Genomic DNA, 13,528 nt, shown 5'->3' on the forward strand with positions numbered 1-13,528 from the left:
GTTCGGACGGTGGGGGGTGTCTGAACGTTTGGATACCATTAGGATGAGTACATTATAAGTTCAATCACGATAAAGTAAGATTTTACAGGCCTACAGCTTGATACGCTTTGGTAATGGAAGTAGCTTCAGCAGAATTCGCTCCGTACAGATCTTTGGCTGCTTGAATGGTAGCTGTTTTGGCAGCGGCAAATTTGGACGTTGGTGTCAGGTAGTTCACCAGTGTGCTGTAGAAAATCTGGATCGCTTTATCCCGGCCGATTCCGGTAACAGTCACACCATTATGTGTTCCGCCCTGAGCAGCAAGGTAATAGGCTTTGTTGATGATACCACTGTTGATATGGACACCGCCGTTGTCCTGTGTGCCTGTGTAGCGATCGCTGTATTTGTCAGGTTGACCATATAATGTAGGGTTGGAGAGGGAGCGCAGTGCATCTCCTGGAATGTTAGGTGTGTAGACATCATCACCGAGCAGCCAGTTTTTGCTTTGAATCGTATTACCGAAAATATCGGCAAAGGCTTCGTTGAGTGCACCTGGTTCATTACGGTACTCCAGATTGGCTGTATATTCAATGACACCATGCGTCAATTCATGACCCACAACATCGAGATCACCAGACAGGGATCGGAACGTGGTTCCATCTCCGTCACCAAAGACAATCTGTGCTCCGTTCCAGAAGGCATTATTGTAGTTGGAGCCGTAGTGTACGGTGGATCTAATCAGCAATCCGTTACCATTAATCCCGTTACGGTTGAATTTGCTTTTGTAGAAATCATACGTGGCAGCTGCATGGGCGTGAGCATCCACACCTGCACGGTCGGTCCATACATTATCCGAATCCGTGAGCAAGGTACCAGGAAGCGATGAGCCATTGTTCGCTGTGTACGTTTGGATGCCATTGCCGCGAGTGGTGTCTTTCAGTTGGTAGGTGCTGCCGGATTGGGTGGTTGTCAGTGTTTTGGTATCACCGAGTACGCCTGTACCTGTTCCAGTGGCAAAGTTAATGAGGTCAAACTGGGATACGATACTGCCATCTACTGCATTGATGAAATATTTGGTCCGTAGCGGGGCAGGTTCCAGTACGTTTACTTCCGTAATGTAAACCAGATACGTCTGACCATCTTCTTCATGATGATAGATGTTCAATTCAGCCTGAGGTGTGATCTCCGCAGCACCAAGCTCTCCAATCCGAGAGGTTGCTTCTTCGGTTGCAATCTGGATTGCGTCTTCTCCGCTGATCTCGGCTACACCATCGTTCGGAATGGCCTGCTCTTCAATCGGTGGAAGATCGCCAAGTGCAGAGCTCACGGCTCCGGTCTTGTCCAGGTGAACCGTCTGTTCTGCACCATATACCGGGATACCTTTAATATACTGTTTCAGGCGGAAGTGCCTCACACCAGATGTATCTGTGTTTCTTTTGATAATTTTGAGCTGGGATTTCACATCCGAATTCAGGAATTGTTCCTGCTGTCCAAGGTAATTGTAAATGGTGTCATCTGTTCCACTGTTCAATGGAATACCCTCCTCGGAGGCATAAGGGGCCTGAAGTGGAATGGATTGATCAGACAATGGAGCTGCAGCAGCAGAGGATACGGAAGCGAGCAAAAGAGCTCCTCCAAGAATTGTTGGCATAACTTTGGCGAATTTCATAGTAAACTCTCCCATTCTTAAATTATATTTTTGGTTGGAAAATGATCATGCCAATCTCGGTTGGAATTCCGTCTGCAACTTGGGCAGCGCGGAGCGTGGGGCTGAACCTGAAGCGTGGAATCAGACAAGAAACGATTGGAACAAAATTGGCTTGGGCCTGTGTGACCGTTTTATTCAGTTCAGTCCGAAGGTTTAATCGTCTATTGTGCTCCACTTTCAGAAAGCCGGGGGTTGTCCAATTGCGCGGGCAGAAGATTCGTTTACGAAAAACTGGGGTGTTCAATCCGGGTTTGCATAAATGACGAAGGCAGTGTGTTCTGAACGGCATCACTCCTCTCAAGAGTAGAATGAATCGGTTTAACAGGTGCTGTGAATGAGATCATCATCTAATCAACCTAAGGTCAATAAATAGATTCACAAAGACAAATGGGAACTTATGTTCACCATAAGGTTATTTTTGTAAATGAAACTGCTTGGAACGTATATTATCACAGTGTAAAACTTTGGAAAAGATACAAATTTAGATTTTTTTTAAAATTGTGTCTGAAGTAGGGGAGAGGTAGCGTTTTTCACATATTTTGACGTATTTTGTCTAAAATCAAGGCCTGTACCCTCGTGTTCACAGAGAGAACCTGCTTCGTGCAAGGACATACGCCGTTTCCACTGCTCCACGAATACATAGAATAACGTGTACTCCCTTGGCATGCCGATGATTGAATGCGGGAGGTGAAACTGTTGCGCAAAACCCGTACCACAGCACGTTATGCAGCCCGCTCAAATGAGACACGCAGAAAAACAGTGCTGAAGAAACGAAGAGGGAAGTCTGGACACAAAAAGGGTACAAAGGCCTATACGTTCGTTATTCCATCCAGACAGCTGATGTCAAAGGCTAGGGATGGAGTAGAGAATGGAGCGGAAAATGGCATGAGTGATGCACCTGCCCATTGGGATGGTTCTCAGCGTCCGCTGCTCTCGGTGATTATCCCTGCTATGAATGAGGAGAAAACGATTGGTGCAGTTGTACGTGAAGCGCTGCGGATATGCCGTGATGCTGAGGTGCTTGTCATTGTGAATGGCTCAACAGACGGCACGGCTAACGCAGCCAAACGAGCTGGAGCACGCGTGCTTACGTATGCAGAAGCACTGGGGCATGATGGAGGACGAAAAGTAGGCGCAGAGGCGGCCTGTGGTCAGGTTTTGCTTTTTACTGATGCAGATATTGCCATTCCCGCAGAGCACCTTGCACCTTATGTGAAGGCTGTGCTGAAGGGAACGGATGTGGCACTTAACGACTACCATGGGCCTGTTACTCGTCATCCTGTTCATCCGGTCGTGGAGGCCAAACACATGTTGAACAGCATACTCGCAAGATCCGATCTCCGGGGGGCATCCATGACAGCTATCCCACATGCAATAAGCCGAAAAGGACTTGAGGTCATGGGAATATCCTCACTGGAAGTTCCGCCACTCGCACAAGCCAAGGCTGTGATCGGCGGACTTCGGGTACGCGCTGTTCACCACGTACCTGTGGGTAGAATGAATGCAGTACGAATCAAAAAGCGAAGCGGACCTGATCCGCTAAGTCAAGTGGTGCTGAATGATCATATGGCAGCGATCAAGTGGATTACGGATACGCTCGGCCCCCGCGGAGGGTATACCGATCTGAAACGTGTTCGCAACCTGGCGAGGTAAGCATGTCGCATCCGATGATGCAACATGCTGGAGGTGAGGAAATGAAGGAACGTTCAGGGATTGCCCGCCGCAGGCGGACAACAAATAGACGAACGAGAGCAGCAAGAATAGGAATTAACAGGCGTCATGGGAACAAGAAGCATGTGGAGCTTCAAAAAACAAGAAAAAGCCGATCAACGTCTGGCCAAGTGGATCTGTACTTGATGTGTGAAGCGGGGCAAGTTGCAGGAAACGAGGCGAAAGCGAACAATACAGCATCAGACAAACACGCACGTCTCGTATGGAATGCACACGCGGTGAACGTTACGGAACTAAGCAACTTCGATCTAGCCCTGAAGGCTGGTAAGGCATTTATGCAGGGTTATGCTCATGCCTCGGGACATTCATTGCAGATTGTGCCAGTTCCTCTTCATCATTCGGCTGCTGCCGTTGTCTGTGCCTGTAATGAAGAACACACACTGGGGCAGGTGTTATTGCAATTAAAGCGATTGCCTCTGACGGATATCATTGTCGTACTGAATGGAACGACAGATGACAGTTTGAAACAGGTACTAAAGCAGCCTGGTCTTACAGTAGTCTATGAACCGGATCGGGCAGGACATGATGTCGGGCGGGCTCTTGGAGCCAAGATGACGGATGCGGAGTCGGTACTCTTTGTGGATGGAGATATGGTCGTCCCGGCTGAACAGCTCGCACCCTTTCTGTTCGCCGTTGATCGGGGACAGGATGTGGCGTTGAATAATCTGACGTCTTTGCTTCCTGCGTTTGCCGGGCAGGATGAGGTAAGCCGGATCAAAGCATATCTGAACCGAACATTAGGCCGGGCAGATCTCGGTTCCAATTCCATGACAGCCGTGCCTCATGCATTATCTCGTCGTATGATTCAGACGGTGAAGCCAGCATCACTGGCCGTTCCACCTAAAGCACAAAGTCTGGCTATTCAGCATGGAATGAACGTCTCCGCACCAAGTCAGGTGGATGTTATTCGTTCCAATCGGTTGCGTCCTGGTAACACGGGAAGTGGGAATGATGTCGCCAGATTGATCATCGGAGATCATCTGGAGGCACTGGCTACCTTACTGGGTACAGGTTGGAATTCAGCTCAGGCTCACACACTCTCCCGTGCAGAAGTGGCTTACAGGAGGAACGCCAGATGACACTGACGAGTATCATTATCCCAACGTACAACGGTCTGGATCTGATCAGGCCCTGCATCGATGCCATACGTCAATACTCAGGCGATCCTGCGTCGTATGAAATTATCGTTGTAGATAACGGCTCGACGGATGGAACGGCTGAATATTGCGCGCTGGAGCGAATTCGATTTGTAAGGTTTCCGGACAATCGGGGATTTCCGGCCGCGTGTAACGCTGGACTTCGAGCAGCTTGCGGTGATGAGCTGCTGCTGTTGAACAATGATGTTACGGTCACGCCCCGTTGGCTGGAGAATCTGCGAATGGCTCTGTACAGTGACGCAAGTATTGGGATCACGGGTCCTGTTACGAACTATGCAAGCGGCATCCAGCAGATTGAACTGACGTTCCGTGACATGGAACATTTTCAGGAGTTGGCCAATTCCAATAATATTGCGGATTCTTCAAGGTGGAGGGAAGTTTGCCGAATCGTCGGTCTGTGCATGCTGATGAAACGAAATGTCGTGGAATCGGTTGGACTGCTTGACGAGGCCTATTCTCCGGGACACTATGAAGATGATGATTATTGTTATAGAGCAAGATTGCAGGGTTATCGCTTGCTGGTATGTGGAGATGTTCTCGTGCATCATCAGGGAAGTGCCAGCTTCCAGAAGACAGATCCGATAGCATGGAAACAACTGCTTGAGCGTAATCGTTCGATTTTTATGAACAAATGGCATGTCGATCCGCTTGAATATATGGACATATCCGATGAAGGAGGGAACGTGGAATGAAAGGTGTAATTCTTGCCGGCGGAACAGGAACTAGACTGTATCCGCTGACCCGGCTCATTAACAAACATCTGCTTCCAGTCGGAAAACATCCGATGATTATGTACGGCATTGACAGGCTCCGCCAGGCAGGTGTTGATGAAATATTGATTGTGATTAACAAACATTCCGCCGGGCTATATACAGAGTATCTTGGTGGCGGAGCGGATCATGGGGTCAAGTTGACTTATCGTATTCAGGAAAAGGCAGGCGGGATCGCGGAAGCATTGGACCTGGCGACATCCTTTATTCTTCCTGGCGAAAAATTCGTTGTGCTTCTCGGCGATAATCTCTTCAGTGATGATCTGAAGCCTTATGTGGACCGCTACATGCAGCAACCTGCGGGTACAGCACGAGTCCTGCTCAAAGAGGTGGATGATGCACGTCGTTACGGGGTGCCTGTCTTTGATCCACAGCATCCGCAGCGAATCTCGTATATTGAGGAGAAGCCACACCAGCCGAAAACTTCTTATTGTGTGACGGGAATATACATGTATGATGATCATGTTTTTAACCTGATTCGCAATATCTCGCCGTCTGCGCGCGGAGAACTCGAAATTACGGATGTGAATAATCACTACGCGTCTGCTGGCGGACTGGAATACGACATTTTGCAGAAATACTGGAGTGATGCAGGTACATTTGATTCGCTCCAGGAAGCAGCCGTTCGCATGAAAGGACAATTGCCCTAAAATGAATGCGCCTGATGCTGCCGCTGTGCGGTGCCCCATGGGAGCAGAACACCCTGCGCCGGAGCTGGAAGGATGCTCCGGCGCTTTGCGCAGCGACCATCCTCGTGCATGCCAAAGGAGGGAATGGCGTGAGAGTAGTGACACGCACCGGGTCTGCTGAGGTCACTGTGTCAGGTAAGCCCCGGGGCATCCACCCGGCTGTATTAATGGGCAGTGGCACTCCGACAGCAGCAGGTACCGGGCCTGCTGGAGTCAAAGGTGTGAAGTCAGGGAAACGCAGTACCCTGACGAAAGCGGGGACATCTGCCGGCGCAGCGCATAAGGTCCGTGCAGGCAAAGCGAGCAGCCCAGGCACTGTTGTTGGCAGAGCAGGCAAAGCTGGCCCTGCGAGCGCGAGCAAAGCGGCGAGAGCCAGCCGCACTCGCAAAGGCAAAGCCGGCCCGCGCCAGGCCACTGCTTGGCGCAAGCCTGCACCCGCGCGGGGCGGGCGTGCCGCTGCCCGCGCCAAGCAGCGCACGGCGATGCGCCGTGCGCCCATGCCAGCACCGCAAGCCAGCACGCCACAGGCGATGCCTGCCAGCGGTGCTGGCCCCGCCCCGCGCCAAGCGACACACCCGAAGGGTGTCGCTCCCGCGGGGCGGGGAGGCGCTGCCGCCGCGCATGCGGGCAGCGCAAAGGGCTTGCCTGCGCCTGCACCGCTCGCGGAGCATGCAGTGCAGGCGCAGGCCGTGCCCGGCGGCTATGCCGAGGGCTACCGCGACGGCGTATTCGCCGGCGGTGAGGCGCTGGTGGCGCAGCACATCCCGCCGGATCACATTCTGCCTGCCGTGGCGGCGGCAGATTTGATCGCGGCGGGATTTCGCCAATACGCGCCCAGCCTGACCCGGCTGTCCAGCCCGCATGAGATGGCTGGACACATCGTGGCGGCGCTGGATGCACAGCGCCCCTTGTCTGTCGTTCGCCTCGGAGATGGCGAACTGCTGACGCTGGCAGCCGATACGGTGCTGCCCGGTCAGGAAGTGCAGGAGCTGGCACCGTTTCTGCCCTATGCAGGGGTGCCATGCTCAACCCCCGACATCCGCGCGATGCTTGCGGAAGCCATACAGGCCGCCGACTGGGTTGGCGTCCCGATCTCACGGGCGCCTACATTCCAGGGGCTGCTCTTCCCCGTATTGCGCCACTTCGGGATCGACTGGTCCCGGCTGAAGTTGACCAGCTCCACGATCAATTACAGTCTGCATCAGTCCGGCTTGGTGCTACCGGTGCTGCAAGGGCGGCGGGTTCTGCTTATAGGCAGTCAGGCTGCCGAGCTTGGGGCACTGCTGCATAACCGGGGGATTCATGTCACAGGCATCATTGGTTCTGTGGCGGGAGTGATGGATATTCAGAGAGTGATGCAGCTAACCGCAGAACATGCCTTCGATATCGCGTTGGTGGCAGCGGGTATTCCGGCGGTCATTCTGTGTCGGCGAATCGCAGGTGAACTTGGCAAGGTTGCTCTTGATTTTGGACATTTGGCTGACAAACTGGTAAAGGGAGATCTTCAACTCTAGTGGACCGTCCGGGGGCTGGTTATGTGCACGTTGGCCTCACGGACGAGTGGAAATGGAGGGAGCAACATGAGTACACCCGAACAACAGCGCGGGGAAAAACGTCATGGCCGCAGCAACAAGGTTAATGCTCGAAACGTCATCCGTCGAAATGGTCACAGTTATCACAACATCACTCCAAATATCAGCACTCGCAGTGACAACAGCCGCAGTGAAAACAACCGGAATGGCAGCGTAAGCAGCGAAAAAAAAGCGGCCCGCCCTGCCGCGCAGCGCGATGTCTCGCGACCTGCGATGGCAGTCCTGCATGCAGCAGGTCGTCGCTCAACGCGGAAATCCAGACGCAAAGGTAAAAGCAGCCGCACTGCCAGAGCCAGACTCTACAAACAGGGTTATCATAGAGGTTACGACGAAGGTGTGCGCCAGGGACAGAGTTCATTTGGGCTTGTTTTTGAAGGAGTTAGCATCATTATTCCCACGTACAATCAGCGGGAGTATGTGCTGCAATGTGTGTCCAGTATCGAAAAGCATACACCTGCTCCCTTCGAAATTATCGTCGTGGATAATGCCTCCAAGGATGGAACTGCCAAGGCCATGCTCCGCAAAGGCGGCATGGTGAGGGTTGCTGCCCTGGATCAGAACCGCGGGTTTGCCGGAGGTGTCAATCATGGGCTGATGATGGCGAGAGGAAGACATATCATCGTGCTGAACAACGATACCCTGGTTACGCCGGGCTGGCTGGATAACATGATGACTTGTCTTGCCAGTGATCCAAAGATTGGTGTGGTGGGTCCGGTGACCAACTATATTGGCGGGGATCAGCAGATTGAGGTTCCGTATCGTGAGGTAGAAGAGATGTGGTCTTTTGCCGCCACACATAATCGTCCGGATGCAGACAAACATCGAATAACCGATCGCCTGGTCGGATTCTGCTGGCTGTTCTCACGGGAGCTGCTGGAACGGGTGGGTTATCTGGACGAAGGGTACGCGGTTGGCAATTTTGAAGATGATGACTGGATCATCCGGGTGAAGCTGGCAGGATACCAGTTAGCGGTAGCCGGGGATGCTTTTATCCACCACTTCGGAAGTGTCAGTATGAAAGCATTGGGGGAGCAGGACTTTGCTGTGGTGAATAAGGATAACGAGCAGTTTTATAGCCAAAAGTGGGGAGATCCCCATGCGCTGGTTGCCGAGACATCCCGGTTGGCGAAGCAACAAACCTCGGGTAACTTATCCGGTCAACAAGAGGATAGAGACACAAGCACAATCGATCCGCGTCAGCAAATCTCAACGCAGGGCAGCCAAGATCCAGCATTACAGTTCAGACACAGTTATGACTTCTACCCGGAAGGCTCGTTCCTGTCCGATGCCAAAGGAGATGTCTTTACTTTAACTGGCGGTCGGCGGCGTAAGCTGAACATTCCTGTACCGCGTGGAATATCTCCTGTTCAGGTGGCCAAACCGGATCTGCTCGCCATTCCTGCCGGAGAAGCATTGATATCAGCAGGGGAAGTGCACAGCTGGCCGATCGAGGCACAACAGGTGCACACAACATCTGTTCAGGGTTCTCCCCATGTCTTGGCAGAAGGAAGTATTGTTGCCCCAGTGGATGCACCCGAGATTCGATATCAGATCAGCGGAGGCAAGCGCAGACGATTTGTATCGGTCTATGCCGCAGAACGTTGGGGTATACATTCCGGGCATATGATCAGCGTGTCTGCGGAACAGCTGAATTCATTGGAAGAAGGATGGCCGATTATCGCCCCACCTCAGCTCTTGAACCCGGATCTGTAATGTCAGGCAATCTGTACCGGATCAGCAGCATGATGCGGAATGGAAGATGCAGCGATATCCTGTGTAATCGCTCTGATTCATTCCGCATCCGAATATTACATATGAGTGAGTAGCTGGATGACTGAAGCAGAGCGTTTCCTTCCTGTAAAATCATTCCTCTTTCAAATATAAAATTTAATCTTTCTATTTAACTATAGGATTATTCTATTAGCAGATCCATTGACGCATGAAGGGCGCAGGAGTACATTTATAGCCATAATTCTTATTTAACAGATGGGAATTGAAGGTCTAGGGCATTCGGAGGGATTTCCCGGACCTTAATTTTAAAACCTAGCAGGAGGTATGTCGATGTCATCATCAACCAAAAAAGTCGTGCTGTGGAGCAAAACAGGCTGTCATTTCTGCGGGGAAGTGAAAGCATTTCTGACAGAGCGAAACCAGCCTTTCGAAAACATTGAAGTGCAGGGCAATGACGTGCTCCGAGATGTGCTTGAAGCAAAATATGGCATTCGGCATGTACCCGTTATTGAAGTGGGAGGGGACGGCAAGTTTGAAGCTTTGCTGGAACCTGATCTGGAGAAACTGGCTGAACTTCTGGCACAACCGGACGAAGCAGCGGCGGTCTGACGGGAGCCGATATCACGCCTTGGAACAAGTCGTTCCGGCTGCTGTATGATGCAAGATCGCACATGTACAGCAGTTTGGAACGTTCATAACGCAAATGCTTGATGAGATGTTAAAAGTTCTAATTCACATCTTCAATACGCATATAGAAAAAATCTATTAGTCACGCTGTTGACCCTTTTACGGGGCAGTGATAAGATTTGTGAAATTAAAACAAACCAAACTCATAGGAATAGTTAACTTTTAAGTTAATTCGCATATGTAATCAGTTCAGAATGTCCCTTGAACATTCATTTGAAGATTTTAATCCAAGGAAGGCGGAATGAAGATGACAGCGAAACGCAGTTTGAAATTCGGAGCAATTGTACACGGCGTTGGAGGCAGCAATACCACATGGAGACACCCGGAAGTTCAGGCAGATGCCAGCGTTAACTTTGAGTTCTACAAGCGTCAGACGCTGAAAGCGGAAGAAGGCAAGTTCGATCTGGTATTTATCGCAGACGGTCTGTATATTACCGAGAAATCCATTCCTCATTTCCTGAATCGCTTCGAACCGATCAGTATCCTGTCCGCTTTGGCTGCCGTTACTTCACGGATTGGACTGGTGGGTACACTCTCGACATCCTATAGTGATCCGTTCACTGTAGCGAGACAGTTCGGTTCCCTTGATCAGATCAGTGACGGTCGTGCAGGCTGGAACGTTGTGACCTCTCCACTGGAAGGTACAGCGAAGAACTACAGCAAGAGTAATCATCCAACACATCCGGAACGTTACCGTATCGCTACGGAATATCTGCAGGTAACCAAAGGATTGTGGGACTCGTGGGAAGATGATGCCTTTGTAAGAGACAAAGAGAGCGGTGTATTCTTCGACCCATCCAAGCTGCACACCCTTAATCATGAAGGAGAATTCTTCTCCGTACAGGGTCCGCTCAATATTGCCCGTTCACGGCAAGGACAGCCGGTAATTTTCCAGGCAGGTTCTTCGGAAGATGGCAAAAACCTGGCTGCACAAGAAGCGGATGCTGTCTTTACCGGACACGATACAATTGAAGATGCACAGGCATTCTATAAGGATGTGAAAACGCGGGCAGCTTCCTATGGACGTTCTTCACAGGATATTGTCATTCTGCCAGGCATCAATCCTATTGTTGGACGGACAGAGGAAGAAGCTGAACAGAAATATCAGGAGATCGCAAGCTTGGTCACAATTGACAAGGCATTGGATTACCTGGGACGTTTCTTCGAACATCATGATTTCTCCCAATATCCATTGGATGAGCCTTTCCCTGAGCTGAACGGAATCGGAAGCAACAGTTTCCGCAGTGGCACAGACAAGATCAAGAAGGATGCCAAGGAGCAGGGATTGACCTTGCGTGAAGTGGCTCTGCGGGCAGCAACACCACGCAGCAAATTCCTGGGCACACCGGAGCAGGTCGCTGACAAAATTCAGGAATGGTTTGAGACGGAAGCGGCAGATGGTTTCATTATTGCTTCTGAACTGCCAAGTGGATTGTCTGATTTCGTAGAACTGGTTGTTCCGATTCTGCAAGAGCGCGGCCTTTATCGTACGGAGTATGAGCACGATACATTGCGGGGGAACCTTGGGGTGAAAATTCCGGTTAACCGTTATACGGCTGCCAGGGAGCAAGTTGTATCTGATCTGGCATAATTGAGATGAGCTCAACCATTTGCACTATCTTAAAACCGACTTAACTCATAGGAAATATAGATTATTGGTATAAGCATCAATTTAATGACACCTGTATACACAGAGGGGGAAGCGATATGAACAGGTCTATCTCATGGATGAAATATATGGCATTGGCAGCAGTATTGGTGATGGTATTATCCGGTTGCGGAGCCGCGGCGGGAGGCAACACGAATGGTTCAGCACAGGCATCAGGCGGAGAACAGGGCGGGCAAACCGAAGGAGGCAACCTGACTTTTGCACTCGCGACTTCACCGGATACGTTGGACCCTCATCGCAGTGGTCTTGCCGTGGCGGTACGTGCGATCCGGACGATCTACGATAATCTGGTCGTGCAGCTGCCTGACGGTTCCATCAAACCTTGGCTCGCTACGGAATGGAGCGTATCCGAGGACGGCAAGAGTTATACGTTCAAGCTGCGTGAAGGCGTGAAGTTCCATGATGGTACACCGTTTAATGCGGAAGCCGTGAAATACAATCTGGACCGAGTGATTGATCCGGCCACCAAAGCTGCCAATTCATTAGCCCTGATTAGACCCTACAGCTCCTCCGAGGTCATTGATGAATATACCATCAAGGTGAATCTGGATTCACCATCGCAAGCTTTTCTCGGCAATCTGAGTCAGGCACTTCTGGGGATCGTATCCCCTACAGCTGCCCAAAAATATGGCGATCAGCTGGGTAAAAATCCGGTAGGCACAGGTCCGTATACCTTTGTGAAATGGGATGAAAATGCGGATATCGTCGTTGCCAAAAACAAGGATTACAACTGGGGACCTGAGACGGTTGAAAATAAAGCCGCACCTCATGTGGATACGATCACATTCAAGATCGTACCGGAAGAAGCGACACGCATCGGAAGTGTTCAGAGTGGCCAGGTACTTGCTGCCGAGACCGTTCCGCCGCAAAATATCGCTGCATTAAAGAACGATCCGAACCAACAATTGTTGCAGGCCAATACCGTTGGATTGCCATATACACTCTTTTTCAATCTGCGCAAAGCGCCTTGGGATGATGTGAAAGTAAGGCAGGCAGTGCAATCCGCTGTAGATGTGGAATCGATTGTAAAAACATTGTATCTGGGCAACTATGAACGAGCGTGGTCTGCACTGTCTCCTGGAATCCTGGGATATGATGCATCGCTGGAAGGAAGCATCAACCCGGACATCAACAAAGCCAATCAGCTGCTGGACGAACAAGGCTGGGTGAAAGGTGCAGACGGTATTCGTGCCAAAGATGGCCAGAAGCTGACCCTGCGTTATGTCGATGGTTCACCCAATCGGGAGAAACGCAATGACATTGCTGCGATTATCCAGCAACAGTTGAAACAGGTAGGCATTGCCGTTGAAGTGGAGATTACCAAAGACGTAGCAACGGTCATCTATCAGAACTGGGATTATGATCTCTATGGCAATAGCCAGGTCAATTCCGATCCAAATGCCTTGTACGCCTTCTATCATACGAGTGCAGAGGGGCAGCGTCCGACCTTGTCCGGTTTGTCTGATCCGAAGATCGATGAACTGCTGGAGCAGGGGGCCGTGGAGAGTGACCCGGATAAACGTGTCGAGATCTACAATCAGATTCAACAATACCTGATTGAGCAAGCGGTCATTTTGCCGATCTATGTATTCCCGTACACTATTGCAGCATCCAAAAAGGTCGAAGGCATCAAGTTCGATTCACTGGGCTATCCGCTCTTCAACGACGTCCGCATTCAGCCCTAACAGAGGTTGTTCAAAAAGTCCACTTTTGATTACGAGTCATGCCTAATGGCATGATCAGCATCGAATATGAAATTCAGCCGAAATAAGCGGGAGGCTTACGAAGTATGTTTCCTTTGGAAACATTTTAGTT

Annotated in this window: 10 protein-coding genes; 9 read left to right on the forward strand and 1 reads right to left on the reverse strand. The window is 50.8% G+C overall.

Annotated features, from left to right (window positions below; genetic code table 11):
• Positions 1-82 precede the first annotated feature (82 nt).
• Positions 83-1,648 carry a M4 family metallopeptidase gene (locus MKY73_RS04365; protein ID WP_339305840.1) on the reverse strand — a complete coding sequence of 522 codons (1,566 nt, stop codon included), beginning with the start codon at positions 1,646-1,648 and terminating at the stop codon, positions 83-85.
• A 726-nt stretch (positions 1,649-2,374) separates the two neighbouring features.
• Between MKY73_RS04365 and MKY73_RS04370 the strand changes: the two genes are divergently transcribed.
• The 9 genes from MKY73_RS04370 (at position 2,375) to MKY73_RS04410 (ending at position 13,398) form a co-directional block, all read left to right on the forward strand.
• Complete coding sequence (locus MKY73_RS04370) at positions 2,375-3,340, forward strand: glycosyltransferase (RefSeq protein WP_339308481.1); 966 nt, start codon at positions 2,375-2,377, stop codon at positions 3,338-3,340.
• Between the two features lie 41 nt (positions 3,341-3,381).
• Positions 3,382-4,497, forward strand: a complete 1,116-nt coding sequence (locus MKY73_RS04375) for a glycosyltransferase family A protein (RefSeq protein ID WP_339305842.1) — start codon at positions 3,382-3,384, stop codon at positions 4,495-4,497.
• Positions 4,494-5,267 (forward strand): glycosyltransferase family 2 protein, encoded by a 774-nt coding sequence (locus MKY73_RS04380; RefSeq protein ID WP_339305844.1) that lies wholly within the window; start codon positions 4,494-4,496, stop codon positions 5,265-5,267. Before MKY73_RS04375 ends, MKY73_RS04380 begins: the two co-directional genes overlap by 4 nt.
• Complete coding sequence (locus MKY73_RS04385; RefSeq protein ID WP_339305846.1) at positions 5,264-5,995, forward strand: sugar phosphate nucleotidyltransferase; 732 nt, start codon at positions 5,264-5,266, stop codon at positions 5,993-5,995. Before MKY73_RS04380 ends, MKY73_RS04385 begins: the two co-directional genes overlap by 4 nt.
• 905 nt (positions 5,996-6,900) lie before the next feature.
• Positions 6,901-7,548 carry a GT-D fold domain-containing glycosyltransferase gene (locus MKY73_RS04390; protein WP_339308482.1) on the forward strand — a complete coding sequence of 216 codons (648 nt, stop codon included), beginning with the start codon at positions 6,901-6,903 and terminating at the stop codon, positions 7,546-7,548.
• Between the two features lie 66 nt (positions 7,549-7,614).
• On the forward strand, positions 7,615-9,339 hold the full coding sequence (locus MKY73_RS04395) for a glycosyltransferase family 2 protein (protein WP_339305847.1): 1,725 nt from the start codon (positions 7,615-7,617) through the stop codon (positions 9,337-9,339).
• A 348-nt stretch (positions 9,340-9,687) separates the two neighbouring features.
• A complete protein-coding gene (locus MKY73_RS04400) occupies positions 9,688-9,966 on the forward strand; it encodes a glutaredoxin family protein (protein WP_253440555.1) in 279 nt (92 codons plus the stop codon).
• Between the two features lie 325 nt (positions 9,967-10,291).
• On the forward strand, positions 10,292-11,635 hold the full coding sequence (locus MKY73_RS04405) for an LLM class flavin-dependent oxidoreductase (protein ID WP_339305848.1): 1,344 nt from the start codon (positions 10,292-10,294) through the stop codon (positions 11,633-11,635).
• Between the two features lie 116 nt (positions 11,636-11,751).
• On the forward strand, positions 11,752-13,398 hold the full coding sequence (locus MKY73_RS04410) for an ABC transporter substrate-binding protein (protein ID WP_339305850.1): 1,647 nt from the start codon (positions 11,752-11,754) through the stop codon (positions 13,396-13,398).
• Positions 13,399-13,528 lie beyond the last annotated feature (130 nt).

Origin of the sequence: Paenibacillus sp. FSL R5-0519 (assembly GCF_037974275.1) — a bacterium.
Classification (GTDB): Bacteria; Bacillota; Bacilli; order Paenibacillales; family Paenibacillaceae; genus Paenibacillus.